This is a genomic window from Nonomuraea aurantiaca (assembly GCF_020215705.1).
In the GTDB taxonomy this organism is placed as follows: Bacteria; Actinomycetota; Actinomycetes; order Streptosporangiales; family Streptosporangiaceae; genus Nonomuraea; species Nonomuraea aurantiaca.
On sequence record NZ_JAIWNB010000039.1, the window covers coordinates 1 to 20404 of the forward strand.

The following is a 20404-nucleotide window of genomic DNA, read 5'->3' on the forward strand; positions in this document are numbered from 1 at the left end:
TCGCCGCTGACCGGCGCCGCCATCCAGGCGGTCAGCCCGCAGGAGGGCGGCCTCGCCTCGGGCGTCAGCAGCACCACCCGGCAGATCGGCGCGGTGCTCGGCGTGGCGGTGCTCGGAGCCATCGTCCGCGCCCGGGAATCCGGCGACGCCTCCTTCGAATCCGGCCTCAACAGCGCCTTCCTCGCAGCCGGCGCCGTCACCTTGGCCAGCGCCGTACTCACCGGCCTGTGGCTGACCGCGGCCCGGACACCGAGGGGGGTCCGGGCCGACCAGTCAGGAGGCCAAGCAGTCAGTGAGCCGCCGCTGACAGTTTCTCCCGGTCGGCCCGCGTCTTGAGCCGCTCGGCGTAGGCCTGCTGGGTCATCCGCGGCCCTTCGGCGCCGAAGAACACCCGCAGGAGTCTGCCACCTCGGAGCAGCGCCCCGGCCCACCGCGGCCGGGTCCCCGACGTCGAGCCCCTGCGCGAACTTCACGAAACTCTCGCGCACCCCGTCATAGAGCCCACCTGCGGTGCGGCCTGGGCAAGGTCGCCATCGCCCACGAGGACATCCCCAAGGCCGCGCTCAAGGCGATCGAATAAATACGTCCATCCAGAACAGGGCGCACGGAGGGTCACGGGTGGAGCTGGTCGGCGACCTCGCGGACGCGAGCGGTCACCTGCAGCAGGCGGCGCAGGGTCTCGATGTCGAGGTGGTGCATGATGCGCCGGTAGTGGCCGAGGCCGACATCGTTGATCTCGGCCAGGAGTTCGTCGGCTCGATCCGGCGGACGCGACGATCGCGCCAGAGCGGTGGACCGCCGCATCCTGGCATGCCTTTCTCACGGTGCCGACCATGGCACACCAGCGAGACGATGGGCATCCGAGGGTTTCCGAGGCTCCAAGAGGAAGACGGTCGAACAACCTCTCGCTGAGGGATCCCTCAACAGGGACCACGCGCACCCGGACGACGCGCTGGTCATCACCAGCAGGCTAATGGGTGAAGAGATCTACCGGCGAGGAGACGCACAACAGCCAGTGCGCCTCGGAGCTCAGCCGGGGTGCTCCCTCGTTCACGCCATCAGTCATAAGGAGCACCATGCACATCAGCTTGATCGTCCTGTACACCGACCAGCTGCAGGAGTGCGCCGACTTCTACATCAGCATTGGTCTGCCTCTACAGGTCGAACAGCACGGTAACGGGCCCAAGCATTACGCCGCCGAGCTTGGCGCGACGGTCTTCGAGGTCTACCCGGCCTCTGACCGTCGACCTCCCACCGGCAGCCTGCGGCTGGGTTTCCGCGTCCCCGAGCACGCGGTCGGCTGCGGGCTCCCGACCGGTCGGCACCTTGTCACAGATCCAGACGACCGCACGGTTGACCTGGAGATCACCAAGGAGGCGAACGTTAGCGAGTAGAGCGCCTGGCAAGATCCGCCGGACCGGTCGTGGCGTTGATGTCCTCGTGGCCGCAGACGAGTGGGGCGCCGACTGCCGCGAGTCTGACCGTTCACTGGGCGGTCGCTCCGCCGTCGATCGGCAGTGCCGCGCCGGTGATGAACGTCGCCTCGTCGCTGAGCAGGTAGGCGACCAGCCCGGCGATCTCGCGGGGATCGGCCACCCGTCCCGTCGGGTTGGGCGCGGAGAGCTCGTGTGTGGGCAGTTCCGGCGGCACGCCGAGCAGTCGGCGGTACAGCGGCGTGTCGACGTTGCCGGTGACGAGCGCGTTGACCCGCACGCCGCGGCCGGCCCACTCCAGCGCGGCTGATCGGGTAAGGCCGACGACGCCGTGCTTGGCGGCGGTGTAGGCGGCCAACCCGGGAATCGCGGAGACCCCTGCGGTGGAGGCGTTGTTGACCACGGCCCCGCCGCCTGCCGCGCGGATGGCAGGGAGTTGGTGTTTGAGGCCGTGGAACACGCTGGTCAGGTTCAGGTCGAGCTCGGCGCGCCAGGCATCGCCGGCGATCCGGTCGAGCGGTCCTGCGGCGACCACCCCACCGGCGTTGTTGACGGCGCAGTCCAGCCGGCCGAACTCGGCCACGGCGGCCTCGACCGCCGCCGCGACATCGTCCTCCACGGCCGCGTCACAGCGGACGAACAGTGCCTGGCCGCCGCTCGCGACGATGTCGGCGGCCAGGCCCTTGCCCAGGTCGTCGCGCCGGCCGGCGGCGACGACGATGGCTCCCTCAGCGGCGGCGCGCAACGATACGGCCCGGCCGATGCCCGAGGTGGCGCCGACGACCATAACCACTTTCGACTTCAACCGGGCGGTGGCGCCCCATTCCTTGTCCGACATGGTGTGATCAGCATACTCAGCCCTGGATCATCTACCGGAAAGCCGAGGAACTGCCGCTGTTCCCGTTGATCGGCGCCGCCGTCAGCGCCCTCTCGGCTCCTGACGGCCCGGTCGGGGATCCCCTCCTGCTTGCGATCATCGACGGCAATTACGCCTGGGTGTGATCAGGGAGCGTGGGCAGCGCCTCGACGGGCGACGTACTCCGGCTTGAGGGATTGCCGAAGCTTTGCTGGGCGGCATGTCCTAACTCGGGTCATGCGGCGTCTGGGCCTGGGGCGCCGCAGGGGCAACCTACGGCTCCTGGACGTATGCCATGGGCTCGCGTGACGGCAGGCACATGCTCGCCATCGAGATCAACGGCGACTAGAGCGGCTTGAGCGGCTTCGCCGACGTCCTGTCGGCGGAATTCTGTGCCATGGTGTCGCGTTGATCACGCCGTCCAGACCGTCCGCTCGCCGGCGCCCGGTCTCGCCCGCGGCATCATGCCGGCCATCGCTTCGCCCATTGGGGCCATGGCTTCGGCGACTTCGGGATTCACGATGAGGGACAGGTTCGATTCCAGTTCAGTGAGAGATGAGAAGGTTAGGCGGTCGGTGCAAGGATGACGACCTTGCCGGACACGGCACCGGCGGCGGCTTCCGCATGGAAGGCCGGGAGGTCCTTGAGCTGGATACGGCGGCTGATGTCGATATGAAGTTCGCCTCGGTCGATCGCCGCCACGAGGCCGGCGAGCTGCTTGGCGTCGCTCCGGACGAAGACGTTGAGCCCGCGCACCTGGCGCGTTTCGTCGCTCGGCGCCTGCATCCACACCGTGGTGTTGACCACGGCCCCGCCGGACCGCACGAGAGCGGCCTGGTCTGCGAGCTGCGAGGGCTCGATCGGTGCGAGGTTGAGCAAGAGGTCGACCGGCTGGGTCACTGCATCCACCACGTTGATCGCGGTGTGGTCGAGGATCTCGTCGGCACCGGCGGCCCGGACCCGGTCCGCGCTGCGCGGGCTCGCCGTGGCGATGACGTGCGCGCCGGTGTTCTTTGCCAGCTGCACCGCGTAGGCACCGACAGCGCCTCCGGCGCCGGTGATGAGCACGCGTTGCCCCGCGGTGAGCTCGCCGAGTTCGAACAGTGCCTGCCATGCGGTCAGGCCCACCAGTGGCAGGGCCGCCGCGTCAGCGAGGGGCACGCTCGAAGGCGCGATCGCTAGGACCTCGGCGGGTGCGATGACGTACTCAGCAGCTGCGCCGTCGCCGATCATCGGGAGGAATCCGACGACCTCGTCACCGACCGCCACCGCTTCGACGCCGTCACCGAGCGCGTCGACCGTTCCGGCGACGTCGATGCCAGGCGTGTGCGGGAGCGTCACCGGGAACGGGCCCTGGAGACCACCGCTGCGGATGCCGGCGTCGACCGGGTTGAACGACGTCGCCGCGACCCGGATGCGAACCTCACCAGCGCCGGGGACGGGCAGCGCCACGTCCTCGTAGCGCAGGACATCAGCATCGCCGTACTCGTGGAATCGCACTGCCTTCATGACGAACTTCTTTCTTCGAGGGAACACCATGCTTCGAATTCGAAGCACTTCGGTGAAATGAAGCTAGCACTGCTTCGAACTCGAAGCAACTACGATTGCGGCATGACCGAAGAAGCGTCCCCTCCGCCGCTCGATTCCGCCGAACTCGGCGCGTACTTCGCGCTGATCGAGGTGAGCAGCCTCCTGCGCCACGCGGTGGAGCAGCAGCTGCGCGACGTCGGCGACCTCAGCTACGTCCAGTTCCAGATCTTGGCCACACTCGGGGACGCGGCAGACGGCAGCCGACGCATGACCGAGCTGGCGGACGGGGTGGTGTACAGCCGCAGCGGCCTGACCTACCAGGTGGGCCTGCTGGAGAAGGCCGGACTCGTCGCCCGCAGCCCGTCCGCGGAGGACGACCGGGGCGTGACGGTGACCATCACCGAGATGGGACGGGAGGTGCTCGCCAGGGTGTTCCCCGGTCACATCGACGTCCTGCGGCAACTCTTCCTCGAACCGCTCGCGCGCGCGGACATCGACAGCCTCGCTCGTGTTCTCACCGTCGTCCGTGATCACATGCGCTCCATCCCGCCTCGGTCGGCGAAGCCGCGCCAGAAGAGCGCCGTACGCCGGAGCATCACTGGCGGCGGAGCCTGATCGCGGGCCCCGGCCCCATCGCTGGGTCGGTGAGCGCCGCGGGATCATCCGAGCAGGCGCGAGCGGCGGATTCGGGCGTCCGGATCTACGGCGTCGGCGATCGCCGCGGCCCGCTTCCGTACATCCGCTGGTAGCGCATCCGGCACGCTAGCCGCGCCCTCGACCCACGAGCCCGGCGTCGCGCCGGTGTCGGCGATCGACCAGACAGATCGTGCTCGAGCGAACCCTGCTTCGATCCGTTCACGGGGGAACAGGTTGAGCGGCGCAACCGCGTGGTAGATGAAGTCGCCCGGCGGGGCCACAACGGCCCCGGTGCGCCTGACCGGCGCGCCCGCCACGTGGCGGATCTCCATCATCACGATCGGGGCGTCGTCTGCTGCGGCTGTCGCGAGGAGCGCTTCGGCGATGACCGGGGTCGACGCGTCGAGCCACCGCGCGTCACCGATGGCCGGGGTTGCCGTAGGCGGATCGAGGTGGATCCGAGCAAGTCCCGCCGCGTCGGTTGGGCTCCAGCTGTCGGAGACAGGCTCCGCCGCCGCCCGCATCGCGTCGAGCAGCGGAGTTGCCGCGACGGGTCCGTCAGGATCGGCGATCGCGAGGTGAACTGCGGCCCTTCCGTGCAGCTCCTCCGGGAACGGGGGCAGAGGCGGCACGTGGAGCACCGCGATGCTGGAGGAAACGCTGCTACCGACTGTTGCGATGGTGCTCGACCATGCTGCGACGAGTTTCGGTAGCGCGTCGGCATGCCACAACAGTGCTCCGGCATGGAGGTCCGCCGCTGGGACGAGGTCGAACTCCAGCGTGTGAGCGATCCCGACTCCCCCCGCTCCGCGGAAGGCCCAAATCGCCGCTCGATCGACCTCGTCGGTGGCATCGTCCGCAGCGGTGCGGGAGCGACCGCTGCCGTCGACGTAGTGGACCGCACGAAGTGCTCCACTGGCGAGTCCATCCCGCCGGACCAGCCAACCGATGCCGCCGCCGAAGGTGTAACCGGACACGGACACACTCGGGGCTGAGCCAGCTAATCCGAGCAGACCGTGCTGTTCGGCGGCGGCGTTCACCGCAGACCAGGTTGCGCCGGCCCCAACCACGGCGACGCGCGACTCGGGGTCGATCGACACGTCGGTGAGCCTCGACGTGTCGAGGAGGACCGCCCCCTTGCCCACCGGCGCGCCGGCTCCGTGGCCTGTCGCCTGCGGCACGATCTCGAGTGGCGTGCCCGACGACTGCGCAAGCGCGGCCACCTCATCGAGCGTGGGCGCGATGTCCTCCGGACGGGAGACGACCGCGACCCGCGCAGGTCGCTGCTTGATGGACGAGTTGTGGGGTCGAGTGGCGGCGGCGTAACCGTCCGAGTCCGCGTCAACGAGCATGCGCTCATCCTAGGGGAATAACGGAGGTTTTCCTCCGCTTTAGCTGTCATCTACTCAGATTGGATGACTCAATGACTCCTCTTCAGCAGCCCATCGCCGTGATCGGTGCGACCGGACAGCAGGGCGGCAGCGTGGTGGATGCTCTGCTCGCGCAGAAGCAAGCGGTTCGCGCCCTGGTCCGCGACGCCGAAGCCGCGAGCGCACATGCTCTCCGAGCCCGCGGCGTGGAGGTCGTCGCCGCCGACCAGGAGAACAGCGAATCGCTCCAGCGAGCACTCACCGAGGTCGCAGCACTGTTCTTCATGACGACGTTCGAGGGAGCAGACGGCACGGAGGGCGAGGCGCGCCGCGGGGTGACCGTCGCGGATGCCGCAGCACGCGCGGGTGTGCCGCACGTCGTGTACTCGTCGGTCGGCGGGGCAGAGCGAGCGACGGGGATCCCGCACTTCGAGAGCAAGCGCCGGGTCGAACAGCGGCTTGGCGAGGTCGTACCGACGAAGTTCGTCCGCCCGACGTTCTTCATGGAAAACCTGGCGCCGCAGCTCGCCGACGGCGGGAGCGGGGAGCTGGTGCTTCGCCTGCCGGTTGCGGGTGACGTTCCGCTCCAGATGATCGCTGTTCGCGACATCGGCGCCGCCGCCGCGCGTCTCTTGATCGCCCCTGATGTGATCGATGGTGATGCGGTCGAACTCGCCGGCGATGAGCTCACCATGGCTCAGGTGGCCGACCGGGTCGCATCCGAGCTCGGCCGGCCGACGCGGTACGAAGGGCTGCCGATCGATGTGCTCGGTGATGACAAGGACATGCGAGCGATGTTCCAGTGGTTCACCAGCGTCCCCGCCTACCAGGCCGACTTCGACCTCACGCGCCACCTGGTCCCCGGCGTGCGCGACTTCGCGGCATGGGTATCCGACCAGGGTCTCGCGCGCCGGAACTGACGCCTGGAACTAACCGCGATCGGGTGCGATGCCGCGCAGGAACACCGCGCGCAGCTCGGCGGCCGCCTCGGCCCAGCCGGGTACGTTCGACATGGGCTGCGCGAGCATCGCCCCGAAACGCACCACGGTCCCCGCATTCACATCCATGCGGACCGAACCGTCCTGATGGCCACGCTCGAGGATGGCGCCCATGGTCTGCTGCATACGCGCGCGCAGCTCCGCGGACTCGGTGCCCTCGGTCATGGGCGCTCCGTGGAGCGGAAGCACCAGTTCGTCGCGATGAGCGAAGGTTTGATGGAGGAACCGGCTGATCGCGTCATGACCGCTATCGCCGGACGTCAGCGCGTCCTCGGCCTCGGCCAGGATCAGCCGATAGGCGCGGACCGCCATCGCCTCGAGCAGCGCCTCCCGGTTCGGGTAGCGACGGTAGAGCGTCCCGATCCCGACTCCCGCCTCAGCAGCGATCTGCTCCAGCGGAACGAACTTACCTTCGGCCAGTCCCGCACGCACAGCTGCGGCGATCAGCCGCTCAGTGTTCTGCGCCGCATCCTTCCGGGGCTTGCGCGTTCGCGGGGAGGTCATGAACAAGACATCGTACGCGAGCGGGAGTCTGCGCACTCCAATCTGGTGACGAACCCGCTGAAGGCCCATGGCTGTCCTGTCTCAAACGAGTTGGCGCGTGGGCATGTAGCTGACCTGGGACCCGCCAACGCGGAGAGACAAGGGATGCTGAAGGCGTCTCACCGAGTTGGCGGCTAAAAGTCGAACGTCTCACGAGACATGGCGCATGATCATGAAATGTCGCTCGCGCGGCGTCTGGTGTGGACGGTCTGAGTGGTCCGCAGGTGAGCGGTCACTGGTGTCCCCGTGGGCGATCGACCTGGGGGGAGTGGCCGAGATGCCGCGTGAAGAAGGTGGCTGCTTCTTGAGCCACATGGCCGCGAGCTTGCCTGTTGGTCGCTGTGGGGTCGAAGAAGTCCTCGTGGCGGGTCCCGCCGCCCGCTTGAGGTGAGGCGGCTGGAACGGGGCACAACTCGGCATGAGAACGAGGGGGAGGAGCAGGTGAGCGAGCCAACCGGGGGTGATCCGCCAACGCTTCAGCATGCCTGACCCTCGCCTGAGCCTGATCCGGCTATCCAGGTCGCCGTGGTGCAGGCTGCTGCCCGTCAGTGGTGCACTGGGTCGCCGCGCTGTCGGAGAAGGGCGCCAGATGGGCAAGTCCGTGCGGGGCATGATGGCGCTGCTGTGCGCGAGGGGGCTGGCCCCAGTTGCGGTCGCAGAGCGGACTCCGCGCTGGCCCCACCACGCTCGGCATGCGGGGGTCTACTTGCCTGACGATCTTGCTTGCCCAAAACTCTACTTTGTAAAGGCATCCGGGCAAGAACAAAATCAAAACACAATCGAATAAATACCGCATGTCCGAGGCATGCGGGGTGTCCTACGACACCCTCGCCTGGACCCAGGAGTGGTATGTGCGGGAGGAGACGCTGCGCGAGGCGAACACGGTCCTGGTCAACCACCACTACAAGCTGGAGCTGGCCAAGAAATTCGGCGGCGGCACCATGTCGTCTTCCGACGGGCAGCGGTTTCCTGTCCGCGGCAAGAGCTTGACGGCCCGGCACATGAACATCCACGGCGGCCGGGTCCCGTCGACCTACACCCATGTCTCCGACCAGTGGTCGACGTACGGCACGAAGCAGATCGTGCCGACTACGTTCCTGCTCACGCGGCTGATGTGGCGGTCGTGATCGTGGAGCGTTCTTCTGCTGTTGCGCCGTTGGAACATGTGCTGCTGCGGATGGGCGCCACCCGGTGGGGCCTGACTCGCAGGGATACGCGTGAGGTGCCGCGGCTCGGCTGGCCCACGGCGCGCCTGTGGTGGCGGTGAACCGCGCAAGGCGGAGCTGGTGCCATGAGGAGGAGGGCCGCAAGGAAGGAGGCCGGTGATGACCCGACCCGTCGGTATCGACCTGGGCACGACGAACTCGGTCGTGTGCGTGCTGGAAGGCGGTGAGCCGACCGTTGTCACCAACACCGAGGGCTCGCGGACGACCCCTTCGGTGGTCGCGTTCGCCAAGAGCGCTGACAAACGGCGTGCCCGCCATCGAGATCGCGGCCCGGACCGGGGCCGTTCCGATGACTACCTTCCCCGGGCAACCATGGCCAGGAGGTCGAACGTGAGGCCGGCGGCGGCCAGCGCGGTGATCTGAGCGTGGTCGTAGGCGGGTGAGACCTCGACGACATCCGCACCGACGATGTCGAGGTCCGCGAGGGAGTACAGCAGCAGCTGAAGCTCCCGCGTGCTCAGTCCGCCGGGCTCAGGGGTGCCGGTCGCGGGCGCATGGGCGGGATCGAGCACGTCGATGTCGATGCTGATGTAGACCGGCCGATCAGCCACTCTCTCCCGGAGCCGGTCGGCGGCGTGCTCGATGCCGCGCCGCGCGACGTCGAGTGTGGAGATCGTCGCGAATCCCAGCTCCCTGTCGTCCTCCAGATCCTTGGCGGCCGGGGTTGTGTGGCGGATGCCCACATGGGCGCAGTGGTTCACCGCCAGCAGTCGCTCCTCGGTGGCCCGGCGGAACGGAGTGCCGTGAGTGAGCCGCGCACCGAACATGTTGTCCCAGGTGTCGAGATGGGCGTCGAAGTGGATGAGTGCCACGGGGCCGTGGTGCCGATGGGCGGCTCGCAGCATCGGGAGGGCGACGGTGTGGTCGCCGCCCAGAGTGATGATCCGGTCAGCACTTCGATAGAGCCGCTGAGCGGCCGACTCGATCTGACTCACCGCCTCGGCGATGTCGAAGGGAGTCACGCCGACGTCACCGGCGTCGGCGATCTGCAACCTCGACCACGGCTCGATCTCGAGCCCGAGGTGGTAGGGCCTCAGGAGTTTGGAGCCGGCGCGAATGGCCTCCGGTCCGAATCGTGCGCCTGGCCGGTAGGTGGTACCGGCATCGAACGGCACGCCGAAGATCGCGACGTCGGCCCGGGAGACCTCGTCGAGCCGCGGCAGGCGGGCGAACGTGGAGGGCCCCGCGAAACGCGGGAGCTGCCTGATGGAATCGGGCGGTCCGACGATCCCTGTGTCGCCGGACTCCGCGAGCTCGTCCTTCTCAACGCTCGACAACGCGATTCTCCTCCCAAGGTGACCGGCCCCCGTCTTCTGGGCCTCACAATAGTCAGAGCTCTCTCCCGGGCATTCGGTCGATCGCACGAGGGATTCGCGCCGCTTCCGGCCTTCGGCACAATGCGCCGATACCTGGTGAGGACAATGATGCGAAGGTCGGCATAACACCCACGAGTGAGGATTCCGCTTGCCTGAGAATGCATCGGATGCGTATGCGTCCTCGACTCCAGACCTGCTCGGCGCCTTGGACGGAGAGCGCCGGCGCTTGGGCATCCCGGGTGCCGTCGTCCACGTGAGCGGTCCGTCGTACGGCAGTTGGACCCGTGCGCTCGGCGTTTGCGATCTGGCCACCGGGGTGCGGCTCACCGCCGGCAGCCGCATGAGGATCGGGAGCCTCACGAAGACCATCGTGGCGCTGATCGTCCTACGCCTGGCGGAAGCCGGAGACCTCTCCTTGGACGATGAGATACAGGTCCATCTGGCAGAGCCGCAGATCCCGCGAGGAGTCACCGTTCGCCGTCTCCTCGACATGACCTCGGGCCTGCCCGACTACACCTCGGAGGAGTTCGTCGCCGGTCTGCTCCTCGAGCCCGACCGGCTCTGGACTCCCTCCGAGCTGCTCAAAGTCGCCCTGCGGAACCCGCAGCAGTTCGAGCCCGGCACCTCCTGGGCGTACTGCAACGCCGGCTACATCATGCTGGGAATGCTCATCGAGCACGTAACCGGCGCACGAGTCGAGGACGTCGCGCGCCGGCTGGTCTTCGACCCCCTCGGCATGAGGGAGACCGAGCTCCCGCCGCTGACGCACGACGCCGCCGCCCTGCCGGATCCTCGGCTGCGTGGGTACCACCGCCGGGACGGCGAACTCGTCGACGCGACGCGCATCAACCCGTCCTGGGCGTGGACCGCCGGTAACGCGGTGTCCACCGTGGGCGACTTGAGACTGCTCATCGAGGCATCGGTGCGCGGCGACCTCCTCCAGGAGCAGACCCGGCGTGAACGCATGCGCACCCACCCGGTGCCCGACAGCACCATCACCTACGGCCTCGGCATCGCGAACTTCGACGGCATGTGGGGCCACAACGGCGAACTGCCCGGATTCCAATCGTTCGCCGGCCACGATCCGGCGACCGCGATGACCGTCGTCGTCCTCACCAACCTCGACGACCACTCCGCGGACCTGCTCGCCGCGTTCCTGCGCACCCGGCTCGCGAACGCTGCCGGCTCATGAGGAAAAAGCCGACACCCGAGGATTCCACCGGGCCGGAGGCGTCCGGGAACCTGTCGCTCCTCCTCGAGGATCTGAGCAGACTCGTTCGTACCGAGTCGCCGTCGACGGACCTGGACGCGGTCGGCCGCTCCGCGCGGGTGGTCGCGGACTTGGTTCATGAGCGCTTGGGGCGTCGGCCAGAGATCCTGTGCGTCGACGGAGTCGACCATGTCCTGCTGCGCGGGGCCGATCCGAAGGTCATGCTCCTCGGGCACCACGACACCGTCTGGCCGCTCGGCACGTTGGACGAGCTGCCCTACACCGAAACTGCCGGCGTCGTCAGTGGCCCGGGCTGCTTCGACATGAAACTCGGCCTCGTCCAGGCGATCCACGCTCTCGCGTGGCTGCGGCGATGCCGCGGCACCGGCGTCCTCGACCAGGTGACCCTTCTCATCACGGGCGATGAGGAGCTGGGGTCCACGACATCACGGGCACTGATCGAGCAGGAAGCAGGCCGCTGCCGGGCAGCCCTCGTGCTGGAGGCGGCCGGCCCGGGCGGCGCACTGAAGACGGGGCGCAAAGGCGTGTCCCTCTACCGGATCGAAGTGCTCGGTCGTGCCGCGCACAGCGGTCTCGATCCGGAGAAGGGCGTGAACGCGACCATCGCGATCGCCGAGGTGGTGCTGGCGATCGCCCAGCTCGCTGACCCGGCGGCCAGTACGACCGTCACCCCGACGGTGATGAGCGCGGGCACGACGCCCAACACCGTGCCCGCGACGGCCACCGTGGCTGTCGACGTCCGGGCCGGTACCGCCGAGGAGCAGCACCGCGTGGACCGGGCGATCCGCGAGGTCACGCCGGTTCTCGTCCCGGCGGAGATCCGGGTGCGGGGCGGAATCAACCGGCCGCCCATGGAACGGAGCGCGGCAGCGGCACTGTTCAGCCAGGCACAACGAATCGCACGCCGCCTCGGCCATCCTCCGCTGGAGGAGATGACGGTCGGCGGCGCATCGGACGGGAACTTCACCGCGGGTATGGGAGTGCCCACCCTGGACGGGCTCGGTGCCGTCGGCGGCGGCGCCCACGCCCGCGACGAGCACGCGGAGATCGCGTGGATCCTCCCGCGTACGCGACTGCTCACCACCCTCATCGAGGAACTCACAGGTAGGAGCGCCGGGCCTCAACGGCGGGCGGAGATCACCTGACGCGCGCGCTCGCTGCTCGCCGCGAGTTCGTACAGGACTGTGATGAATCCGAGGAGATCCGCCGACGCCGTGAGGACTGTCGACACCGTCCGGTCGGCCGTCCGGGCGCAGCCGGGGATGCAGGCGGCGAGCTCGGCGGCCACCGGCGAGGGCAGGTCGACCTCGACCTCGAACGACGGGGGCGGCGGCGGACAGCTCAGTGCCGACGCGCGGGCCACGGCATCGGCGGCCCCTTCCCGCACCAGGTTCCTCGCCACGCTCGGCGCGACGGAGTCCGTGGCCGAGAATCCGTGTGTCTTCTTCACGGTCACGATCGTGGCCTCAGGGAAGATCTCGGTCGCGATCGCGCCGATGACGTCATCCCCGGTGACCAGGCCCACCGGGACACCGAGGGATGCCGCGTACAGGGCATTGACCTCGGCCTCCGACACCGGTGATCCGTTGACTCTGACCTCACCGAAGTAGGCGGAGAAGGTGTGCGCCAAGAGCCCGGGCGTGCCGGCCGGCGCGTGGTAGCCCACGAAGAGCGCCACGGCGCAGTCCTCGGTCAGGCCCTCGGCCATGCACTGGGCCTTGGGCTGCCCGAAGACCAGCCGTGCCCTCGGGTCGAGGCGCTCGTGGATCAGGTTGTCCATCGTCCCGTGGGAGTCGTTCACGAGCACGCTCGTCGCTCCGCCGTCGAAGGCGCCCGCGATCGCGGCATTGGCCTCCTCGGTCATGAGCTCCTGGGCTCGTGGGTAGCCGTACCCGCCGCGCACGATCTGGTCGAGGGTCGCGATGCCGGCGACGCCCTCCATGTCGACGGAGATGTACGCCTTCATCGCTGAGCTGCTCCTTCGTCGGTGCCACGCGTCACTCCCATTGTTGTCGAGGCTTTCGCGCCAACACTGGGTCGATCGACCGAATCAAATCGGACACAGATGTACGATCACACAATGCAAGGCGGTACGAGCAGTCCAGCGAACCTGGGGCGGGTGGTCGAGCGGCTCGGCTCGACGCTGCTGACCATCAAGGCGGGGCCACGTCAGCCGGCTCGTGCCGTGACGACCGTCATCCTTCACGATCCTCTGGACCAACCCGACGTCCCGCCGGACGCAGTGGTGCTGGGCGTCGGCGTGGCGGCTGACGACAGCTTGGTCACCCTGGTCAGAGCGCTGGGCGAAGCCGGGGCCACGGCCCTCGTGGTCCGGGAGCCGCTGGCCGTCGACGAGGAGGTCGCCCGCGAGGCGGAGCGCGGCAAGGTGTCCGTCTTCGGCCTGGTGCAGGGCGCATCGTGGATCCAGGTGGCGACGTTGCTGAGCGGCGCTCTGCATCTCGGTGCCGATGGGGCGCCCGCTGTCGGCGGCGATGCGGACCGAGACCTGTTCGCCCTGGCGAACTCGCTGTCGGCTCTCCTCGACGCCCCGGTCACCATCGAGGATCTGTCGTCGCGGGTGGTCGCCTTCTCGGCCGACCAGGCCGGCGCCGACGAGCCGCGCCGCCTGACGATCCTCGGTCTCCAGGTGCCGCAGATCTACAGCGAATACCAGAGAGAACAGGGCATGTTCCGCCGCGTGTACGCCTCGGAGCGACCGGTGTTCATGCAGAACCCCGCCCCCGGCACCCGTCCTCGGGCGGCGATGAGGGTCCAGGCGGGCAATGAGCTTCTCGGCTCCATCTGGGCCGCCGTGGCAGGGCCGCTCACCCCCGAGCGGGAAGCCGCCATGATCGAGGCAGCACGGGTGATCGCGCTCGAGATGCTGCGTGCCCGCGTCAGCGCCGATGCCTCCCAACGACTCGGAGTGGCCCTGCTGTCCATGCTCCTTGAGGGAGGGACCGGCGCGCACGAAGCCGCGCAGCAGCTGGCCTTCGGTTCGTCGCCGGCATGCGTCCTGGTCCTGGGGCCGCTGCTGTCCGACGACGAGGTCCGCACGGCGGCCGACATCCAGCGAACGGCCTCCGCATTTCGGACGCACCTCAGGCCCACCTATCCGCGGGCCATCGTCGCCCAACTCGGCGGCGCGGTCTACGCCGTCGTCCCCGTGCGTGCCGCGGCCGCCCCGGCGCTGGCCGCCATGAAGGACCTGGCCGCCGAGTTCATCGCCCGTCTGGACACCATCACCGAGTTCTGCGCCGGACTCGGCGGCATCGTCGAGGACGTCAGCGAACTCGGCTCATCCCGGCGCGATGCCGATGCCGCGATGCGGGTGCTGAGCTCCAATCCGCGCGCGGGCAGACGCGTCGCGTCACTGGCGGACGTGGCGATCGAGTTCCTCCTGCTCCGCCTCGGCGACCTGATGTCAGCCGACCGCATCGAACTGACCGGCCCGCTCGCCGACCTGGAGGACTACGACACCGAACACGACACCCAGCTGGTGCCGACACTCCAGAGCTGGCTCGAGCACTTCGGGGACGTCGCCGCCGCGGCACGAGCCGTCCACGTGCACAAGAACACGTTCCGATACCGGCTCGGCCGGATCGAGACGATCGGCGGCGTGGATCTGGCCGACCCCGACGAACGATTCGCTCTGATGCTGCAACTCCGCCTCGGCCCCGGTCGGCGATCGCCGCGGCCACCCGCGTAGCGACCGGGACCGCATCAGCCGGTCCCGGGTTGGTCGATCGTCCAAGGTCCGTGCACGCAGATCAGGCGGACGTACGATGCGCCTCTCCGACCAGGCGGGTGAGTCTTGGTGTTCAACGTCACACCCCGACTCGGACCTTAAGGCGGGCCTGTCATGAATCGACGCGCCGCTGCTTTCGCAGCCCTCCTCATCGCTCTGCCAGCTCTTGCGGCTTGCGGCGGCTCGGGCTCGGGCTCGGACGGGGGCCAGGCGGGCTTCGCGACGGACGGCACGTTCGCGTTCGCGATCGACTCCGACCCAGGCGACCTGAATCCGCTCGTCACCAACCTCGTCAACGCGCAGATCGTCGGAATGTACTCCTACGACACGCTGATCTTCCTCGACGCCGAGACGGCCAAGCCCGCGCCCTTCCTGGCGAAGAGCTGGACCGAAAGCCCGACCAAGGTCACCTACACCCTGAACGACGCCATCACCTGCGCCGACGGCACGCCGTTCACCGCGCAGACCGCCGCTGACAACCTCAACTGGATCGTCGACCCCGCCAACAAGTCGCCGCGCCTGGAATCCGTCGTGCCGGCAGATGCCAAGGCGAGCGCGAAGGGGAACGTTCTCACCGTCGCCACCTCCAAGCCGCGGCCCTTCATGCTGTACGACATCGGCTCGCAGCAGCTGGTGTGCGAGCGCGGCCTGAAGGACCCCAAGAGCCTCTCCGCGGGGAGCGACGGCACCGGCCCGTTCGCCATCGATCGCGTCGTGGCCGGAGACTCGATCACGATGACCCGCCGAGAGGGCTACACGTGGGGCCCCAAGAACAGCACCTCGAACACGCCGGGGATGCCGAAGACCGTGACGACCAAGATCGTGCCGAGCCCGTCGACCAGAGCGAACCTGCTGCTGTCCGGTCAACTCAACGCGGCCATAGTGAGCGGCAAGGACGAGGAACGCCTCGCCGCTCTCAAGTCGCAGCCGACGCCGGCCATGTCCGGAATGATCGTCTACAACCACCATCAAGGTCTCCCGACCGCTGAGGCCGCCGTACGGCGCGCACTGACCCAGGCGATCGACCTCGACACCCTCACGAAGATTCTGACCGGCGGCAAGGGCGAACGGGCGAAATCGCTGCTCTCCGAACACCCGAGCCGGTGCGCCTACGACACCGTCCAGGGCAACCTGCCTTCCCACGACCCGGACGCCGCCGGCCAGGCCCTGCGCGCGGTGGGCAAGCCGGTCGACATCACACTTGTCTACGACAACTCCACGGACACGGGCAGCGCCGCCGCGGAATACGTCGCGAAGCAGTGGGAGACCGCCGGCGCCGCCGTGAAACTCGACGGTGGTGACGAGAACTACATCCTCAGCCGGACCTTCGCGGCCAAAGACCCGTCGGGCTGGACGGCATCGCTGGGGCTCAACCTCCAGACGGGCACACCGGCCATCTTCCCGCAGTACCTCTCCGGACCTGCCGCTCCTGCGGGGACAAACTTCGCCTCCATCGACAACAAGGACTACAACCGCAGCGTCGCCGCGGCCGCCGGCCGGACCGGTGACGATGCCTGCAAGGCCTGGGCCGAGGCGGAGAAGACCCTGATGACAAGCGCTGACCTCATACCGGTGTCCGTCACGCCGTACAAGATGTACTTCAATGGCGCGACGGCGCTCTACCTGCCCATCGGCGGCTCCGCGATCCGCGTGCTGAAGTGACCACGGAACCGACCGTCACCCTGCTGACGGGAACCGGGGCGGGACCGGATTCCGCGACCGGAACGTTCCGGGGCAGAGGTGGGCGACTGGGGGCCTTCATCGTGCGGCGGCTGGTGCGGCTCGCGTATTCGGTGGTCACCCTGGTGACCGTCGTCTTCCTGATGGTCCGGCTGATCCCAGGAGACCCGGTCCGCAATGCCCTCGGAATCAACGCGACGGCCGCGGTCGTGGAGGCACAACGCGAAAGCCTGGGACTGAACGACCCGCTGTGGACGCAGTACCTGAACTTCTGGAAGGGGCTGCTCACGTGGGATCTCGGAGACTCTTTCTCCCTTCACCTGCCGGTGACCACGATCATCGAGCAGCGCCTGCCGGCGACCCTGGAACTCGCGTTCCTGTCGCTGGCGCTGGTGCTCCTGGTGTCGATCCCGCTCGGCATCGTCGTCGCCGCGCTCACCCGAGGCGGCCGCAGACCCACCGTCGACCTGGCCTACACCTCGGCGAGCGGCCTGTTCGCCGTCATCCCCGAGTTCCTCATGGGAGTCGCTCTGGTGTACTTCTTCGCCGTTCAGAGCCACCTGCTGCCCGTGGCGGGCCGAACCGATCCGAGCTCGTACGTGCTGCCCGTCCTGGCACTGTCGATCGCGGTCGCCGCGGCCGTCTCGAGGATCGTCCGGGTCGAGGCGCTCACCGTGTTCGAGCAGGACTACATCCGGACGGCGCGGGCGAAGCGCATGTCGAGGTGGCGCCTGTACTTCCGCCACGCTCTGCCGAACCTGGTGACCTCCTCGCTCACCGTCGCCGGAATCGTGCTCGGCTCCCTCGTCGCGGGCACGGTGCTGATCGAGACCATCTTTTCGTGGCCCGGACTCGGGCTCACGATCGTGGACGCGGTGCGGAGCAAGGACTTTCCGCTCGCGCAGGGGATCGTCATCGTCTACGGCTTGATCGTCCTCGTTTCCAACCTCTTGATCGACATCGTCCTGGTCTGCCTTGACCCGCGTTCAGCGCTGAAAGACACGTGATGGCGGTGACAAGCATGTCCACTCCCGACTCCGCGCTGGCGGGGCCGGCCGCCGCGACGGCGGTGGGCGAGCCGATGCCCATGGCGGTCTCGTCTCGCCGCAGGTTCCTGACCGTCCTGCGTTCTCCCCTCGGCATCGGCGCGCTGGCCGCCCTGATGGTGGTCGCGGTCTTCGCGGTGTTCGGACCGGTGCTGTGGGGCGAGGCCGCGCGGCAGGCCGATCTGACCCAACTGTCCGCGAAGCCCAGCGCGGACCACCTCCTCGGCACCGACGCGGGTGGCCGGGACGTTCTCGCGCGGGTGCTGACCGCGACCCGGCTCTCGATCGTCACCGCCGTCCTGTCGGCCGCCCTCGGCGTGTTCGTCGGTGTGGTCATCGGCCTGCTGCCGACGATCGCGCCCCGGCGGCTGGGGCGGTTGGTCAACAGCGCCATCGGCGTGGCACTCGCCTTTCCGGCTCTCCTGCTCGCCATCGTCGTGTCGATCACCCTCGGTGTGGGCGCCACCAGTGTCACACTGGCGATCGGCCTGGCCATGGCGCCGTCCTACGCCCGGCTCACTCAGACCCTCGGTGCGTCGGTGACCGGGCGCGACTTCGTGGCCGCCGCTCGCATCCTCGGCGTCAGCCGAGCGCGGATCCTGGTACGGCACGTCCTGCCCAACGTGCGAGACCCGCTCATCGTCAACGCCAGCATCGGCGCCGGCACCGCGCTGGTCGCGGCGACGGGGCTGTCCTTCCTGGGCCTCGGCGTACAGGCGCCGGACTACGACTGGGGCCGCATGCTCAACGAGAGCATGGGAGCCATCTACGTGAACCCCGCTCCGTCTCTGGGGCTAGGCGCCGCCATCGTGTTCGCCGGCGTGACGTTCGCGCTCGCCGGCGAGGTGCTCGCCCGGGCATTCGGGCTGCACCGGCCCTCCGGCCGCCGCCGGCGGCGGAAGACCACCGGCTCGACGGCGGCATCACCGGTCCCGCAGGTCGCGGAGGACCCCGTGCTCCGCGTACGCGGCCTGCGCGTGGAGGCGCCCCGGGGGGATGGATGGGCGACGCCGGTTCGTGGCGTCAGCTTCGACATCGATCGAGGGGAGATCGTCGGCATCGTCGGTGAGTCGGGCTCGGGGAAGTCACTGACCTGCATGGCGGTCGCGTCACTCCTGGAAGAGCCACTTCACGTGACGGCGTCATCGGTCCAGTTCGACGGCACGGAACTGGTCGTCAGGGGCAAGGTGCCCGGCAGACCGCGTTCCAAGTCGCTGGCCCAACAGCTCGGTACGCGACTGGCGTTCGTCTTCCAAGATCCCTCGACCTCGCTCAACCCCGCCCTTCACGTCGGTACGCAGGTCGCGGAGGTCGGTCTGCTGCACGGCGGCCTCAGCCGCCGCGAGGCACGCCGACGTGCGGTCGACCGGCTTGCCGCGGTACGGCTCTCCGACCCGGCTCGCCGCGCCCGCCAGTATCCCCACGAGTTCTCGGGTGGCATGAGGCAACGAGCCACGATCGCGATGGGGCTCATGGGCGAACCGGCGCTGGTCATAGCCGACGAGCCGACAACGGCCCTCGACGTCACGGTGCAGCGGGAGGTCCTGGCGCTCTTGCGGAGGGTGAACCGTGAGCATGGGACGGCCGTCATGTTCGTCTCGCACGACATTTCGCTGGTCTCGTCATTCTGCACGCGGGTCCTGGTCATGTACCGGGGAGCCATCGTGGAGAGCCTGAGCACCGAGGATCTCGCGAGCGGACGCGCGGCGCATCCCTACACCCGGGCGCTGGTGGCAGCGGTGCCGCACATGGACGCCGTCCCGGGCACCGAGTTCGCCACGATCACCGAGGATGCCGAGTTTCCCCTCGACGCCGTAAGGGAGGGGTCGGTGTGAGCGACCTCGCCTTCGAGAACGTGGGAGTCAGGTACGGGCACGGACCCGCCGCCCATCAGGCGGTTCGTGGGGTGAGTCTCCACGTGCCGAGCGGCCGGACGGTGGGGCTGGTGGGCGAGTCAGGTTCGGGCAAGTCGACGCTGGCTCGCGCCGTCGTCGGCCTGCACGAGGCGCATACGGGCCGTATCCTGGTCGACGGCACCGATGTCGTCGGTGCCCGGGGGAGCGCCGCGTTCGTTCGCCGCACCGTGCAGCTGATCTTCCAGGACGCCAACTCCTGCCTGAACCCAAGGATGTCCATCGGCGCCTCGATCGAGGAGGCGCTTGCCGTACGCGGAAGATCCACGCGACGCGATCGCGCTCACCGGCGCGGCGAGGTGGCCGCACTTCTCGAGATGGTCGAGCTCGACCCGGCCCGTGCCGGCGATCTGCCCATGCAGTTGTCGGGGGGTCAACGTCAACGCGTCGCGATCGCGCGGGCGCTGGCCGCCGAGCCCCGGGTGCTGCTCGCTGACGAGATCACTTCGGCGCTGGACGTCTCGGTGCAGGGGACCGTGCTGAATCTGCTGATGCGCGTCCAGCGGGACCTCGATCTGACGGTTCTCTTCATCAGCCACAACCTCGCTGTGGTCAGGCAGCTGTGCGACGACGTCGCAGTCATGAAGGACGGGGAGGTCGTCGAGATCGGATCGGCGACCGAGGTGATCGACCACCCCGAACATCCCTACACACGTGAGCTGGTCCGTGCCGTCCCCCGGATCGGCACCCCTCTCTTCGGCAAAGGAACCACTCTATGAACTCTCGCCTGTTCAGTCTCGATGACGTCCGTCAGGTCGTCACCGTTCCCGAGACTGCGATCACGGCGGATGGAAGAACGGTCGTCTTCACGCGGCGCCAGGCGGCAGACCACCGCACGGAGACCTCGCTGTGGGCGGTTTCCCGCGACTCTCAGCCAC

General features: G+C 68.6%; 18 protein-coding genes and 2 pseudogenes. 13 read left to right on the forward strand and 7 right to left on the reverse strand.

The genetic code is table 11. The features are described 5' to 3' along the window. Nucleotides 1-336 (forward strand): annotated as a pseudogene (locus tag LDL49_RS49775) (hypothetical protein); the annotation flags it as partial. A gap of 276 nt (nucleotides 337-612) precedes the next feature. On the opposite strand, the gene LDL49_RS49780 reads toward LDL49_RS49775, so the two are convergent. Then, on the reverse strand, nucleotides 613-804 hold the full coding sequence (locus tag LDL49_RS49780; protein ID WP_225301975.1) for a hypothetical protein: 192 nt from the start codon (nucleotides 802-804) through the stop codon (nucleotides 613-615). A gap of 272 nt (nucleotides 805-1076) precedes the next feature. Between LDL49_RS49780 and LDL49_RS49785 the strand changes: the two genes are divergently transcribed. Next, nucleotides 1077-1394, forward strand: a complete 318-nt coding sequence (locus LDL49_RS49785; protein ID WP_225301976.1) for a VOC family protein — start codon at nucleotides 1077-1079, stop codon at nucleotides 1392-1394. Between the two features lie 91 nt (nucleotides 1395-1485). Here the strand turns inward: LDL49_RS49785 and LDL49_RS49790 are convergent, their stop codons facing one another. Continuing rightward, a complete protein-coding gene (locus LDL49_RS49790; protein ID WP_225301977.1) occupies nucleotides 1486-2271 on the reverse strand; it encodes an SDR family NAD(P)-dependent oxidoreductase in 786 nt (261 codons plus the stop codon). Nucleotides 2272-2853: 582 nt separating this feature from the next. Next, nucleotides 2854-3741, reverse strand: a complete 888-nt coding sequence (locus LDL49_RS49795; protein ID WP_225301978.1) for an NADP-dependent oxidoreductase — start codon at nucleotides 3739-3741, stop codon at nucleotides 2854-2856. Between the two features lie 159 nt (nucleotides 3742-3900). On the opposite strand from LDL49_RS49795, the gene LDL49_RS49800 reads away from it, so the two are divergent. Further along, the gene (locus LDL49_RS49800) at nucleotides 3901-4434 is read left to right on the forward strand and encodes a MarR family winged helix-turn-helix transcriptional regulator (protein ID WP_225301979.1); all 534 of its coding nucleotides are present in this window, start codon (nucleotides 3901-3903) and stop codon (nucleotides 4432-4434) included. 44 nt (nucleotides 4435-4478) lie between these two features. Here the strand turns inward: LDL49_RS49800 and LDL49_RS49805 are convergent, their stop codons facing one another. Further along, nucleotides 4479-5807, reverse strand: a complete 1329-nt coding sequence (locus tag LDL49_RS49805) for an FAD-binding oxidoreductase (protein WP_225301980.1) — start codon at nucleotides 5805-5807, stop codon at nucleotides 4479-4481. A gap of 71 nt (nucleotides 5808-5878) precedes the next feature. On the opposite strand from LDL49_RS49805, the gene LDL49_RS49810 reads away from it, so the two are divergent. Then, nucleotides 5879-6745 (forward strand): NmrA/HSCARG family protein, encoded by an 867-nt coding sequence (locus tag LDL49_RS49810; RefSeq protein WP_225301981.1) that lies wholly within the window; start codon nucleotides 5879-5881, stop codon nucleotides 6743-6745. 9 nt (nucleotides 6746-6754) lie between these two features. On the opposite strand, the gene LDL49_RS49815 is transcribed toward LDL49_RS49810, so the two are convergent. Then, nucleotides 6755-7327: a TetR/AcrR family transcriptional regulator gene (locus tag LDL49_RS49815; RefSeq protein WP_225301982.1), complete on the reverse strand. Its 573-nt coding sequence runs from the start codon at nucleotides 7325-7327 to the stop codon at nucleotides 6755-6757. Nucleotides 7328-8160: 833 nt separating this feature from the next. On the opposite strand from LDL49_RS49815, the gene LDL49_RS49820 reads away from it, so the two are divergent. Beyond that, a complete protein-coding gene (locus LDL49_RS49820; RefSeq protein WP_225301983.1) occupies nucleotides 8161-8493 on the forward strand; it encodes a Tn3 family transposase in 333 nt (110 codons plus the stop codon). 198 nt (nucleotides 8494-8691) lie between these two features. Beyond that, nucleotides 8692-8832: pseudogene (locus tag LDL49_RS49825) on the forward strand (Hsp70 family protein); the annotation flags it as partial. 53 nt (nucleotides 8833-8885) lie between these two features. Here the strand turns inward: LDL49_RS49825 and speB are convergent. After that, a complete protein-coding gene (speB, locus tag LDL49_RS49830) occupies nucleotides 8886-9869 on the reverse strand; it encodes an agmatinase (RefSeq protein WP_225301984.1) in 984 nt (327 codons plus the stop codon). 265 nt (nucleotides 9870-10134) lie between these two features. On the opposite strand from speB, the gene LDL49_RS49835 reads away from it, so the two are divergent. Next, nucleotides 10135-11100, forward strand: coding sequence for a serine hydrolase domain-containing protein (locus LDL49_RS49835; protein ID WP_225301985.1), 966 nt, complete (start codon nucleotides 10135-10137; stop codon nucleotides 11098-11100). Next, complete coding sequence (locus tag LDL49_RS49840; protein WP_225301986.1) at nucleotides 11097-12284, forward strand: M20 family metallopeptidase; 1188 nt, start codon at nucleotides 11097-11099, stop codon at nucleotides 12282-12284. The genes LDL49_RS49835 and LDL49_RS49840 overlap by 4 nt, the downstream gene beginning before the upstream one ends. Here LDL49_RS49840 and LDL49_RS49845 read toward each other — a convergent pair. Continuing rightward, nucleotides 12260-13105 (reverse strand): M55 family metallopeptidase, encoded by an 846-nt coding sequence (locus LDL49_RS49845; RefSeq protein ID WP_225301987.1) that lies wholly within the window; start codon nucleotides 13103-13105, stop codon nucleotides 12260-12262. The two genes, LDL49_RS49840 and LDL49_RS49845, sit on opposite strands and share 25 nt — an antisense overlap. A 114-nt stretch (nucleotides 13106-13219) precedes the next feature. On the opposite strand from LDL49_RS49845, the gene LDL49_RS49850 reads away from it, so the two are divergent. The 5 genes from LDL49_RS49850 (at nucleotide 13220) to LDL49_RS58845 (ending at nucleotide 20245) form a co-directional block, all read left to right on the forward strand. Further along, the gene (locus LDL49_RS49850) at nucleotides 13220-14848 is read left to right on the forward strand and encodes a PucR family transcriptional regulator (RefSeq protein WP_225301988.1); all 1629 of its coding nucleotides are present in this window, start codon (nucleotides 13220-13222) and stop codon (nucleotides 14846-14848) included. Nucleotides 14849-15001: 153 nt separating this feature from the next. After that, the gene (locus tag LDL49_RS49855) at nucleotides 15002-16549 is read left to right on the forward strand and encodes an ABC transporter substrate-binding protein (RefSeq protein WP_225301989.1); all 1548 of its coding nucleotides are present in this window, start codon (nucleotides 15002-15004) and stop codon (nucleotides 16547-16549) included. After that, the gene (locus LDL49_RS49860; RefSeq protein WP_225301990.1) at nucleotides 16546-17574 is read left to right on the forward strand and encodes an ABC transporter permease; all 1029 of its coding nucleotides are present in this window, start codon (nucleotides 16546-16548) and stop codon (nucleotides 17572-17574) included. Before LDL49_RS49855 ends, LDL49_RS49860 begins: the two co-directional genes overlap by 4 nt. A 14-nt stretch (nucleotides 17575-17588) precedes the next feature. Further along, entirely contained in the window at nucleotides 17589-19448 is a 1860-nt protein-coding gene (locus tag LDL49_RS49865) for a dipeptide/oligopeptide/nickel ABC transporter permease/ATP-binding protein (protein WP_225301991.1), read from the forward strand. A 20-nt stretch (nucleotides 19449-19468) separates the two neighbouring features. Further along, a complete protein-coding gene (locus tag LDL49_RS58845) occupies nucleotides 19469-20245 on the forward strand; it encodes an ABC transporter ATP-binding protein (RefSeq protein ID WP_308016290.1) in 777 nt (258 codons plus the stop codon). The last annotated feature ends 159 nt before the right edge of the window (nucleotides 20246-20404 follow it).

Coding starts and splice junctions, on each gene's coding strand:
- LDL49_RS49780 (WP_225301975.1), bottom strand. CDS start 804: ATGCGGCGGTCCACCGCTCTGGCGCGATCGTCGCGTCCGCCGGATCGA.
- LDL49_RS49785 (WP_225301976.1), top strand. CDS start 1,077: ATGCACATCAGCTTGATCGTCCTGTACACCGACCAGCTGCAGGAGTGC.
- LDL49_RS49790 (WP_225301977.1), bottom strand. CDS start 2,271: ATGTCGGACAAGGAATGGGGCGCCACCGCCCGGTTGAAGTCGAAAGTG.
- LDL49_RS49800 (WP_225301979.1), top strand. CDS start 3,901: ATGACCGAAGAAGCGTCCCCTCCGCCGCTCGATTCCGCCGAACTCGGC.
- LDL49_RS49805 (WP_225301980.1), bottom strand. CDS start 5,807: ATGCTCGTTGACGCGGACTCGGACGGTTACGCCGCCGCCACTCGACCC.
- LDL49_RS49810 (WP_225301981.1), top strand. CDS start 5,879: ATGACTCCTCTTCAGCAGCCCATCGCCGTGATCGGTGCGACCGGACAG.
- LDL49_RS49815 (WP_225301982.1), bottom strand. CDS start 7,327: ATGACCTCCCCGCGAACGCGCAAGCCCCGGAAGGATGCGGCGCAGAAC.
- LDL49_RS49820 (WP_225301983.1), top strand. CDS start 8,161: ATGTCCGAGGCATGCGGGGTGTCCTACGACACCCTCGCCTGGACCCAG.
- LDL49_RS49840 (WP_225301986.1), top strand. CDS start 11,097: ATGAGGAAAAAGCCGACACCCGAGGATTCCACCGGGCCGGAGGCGTCC.
- LDL49_RS49845 (WP_225301987.1), bottom strand. CDS start 13,105: ATGAAGGCGTACATCTCCGTCGACATGGAGGGCGTCGCCGGCATCGCG.
- LDL49_RS49850 (WP_225301988.1), top strand. CDS start 13,220: ATGCAAGGCGGTACGAGCAGTCCAGCGAACCTGGGGCGGGTGGTCGAG.
- LDL49_RS49855 (WP_225301989.1), top strand. CDS start 15,002: ATGAATCGACGCGCCGCTGCTTTCGCAGCCCTCCTCATCGCTCTGCCA.
- LDL49_RS49865 (WP_225301991.1), top strand. CDS start 17,589: ATGTCCACTCCCGACTCCGCGCTGGCGGGGCCGGCCGCCGCGACGGCG.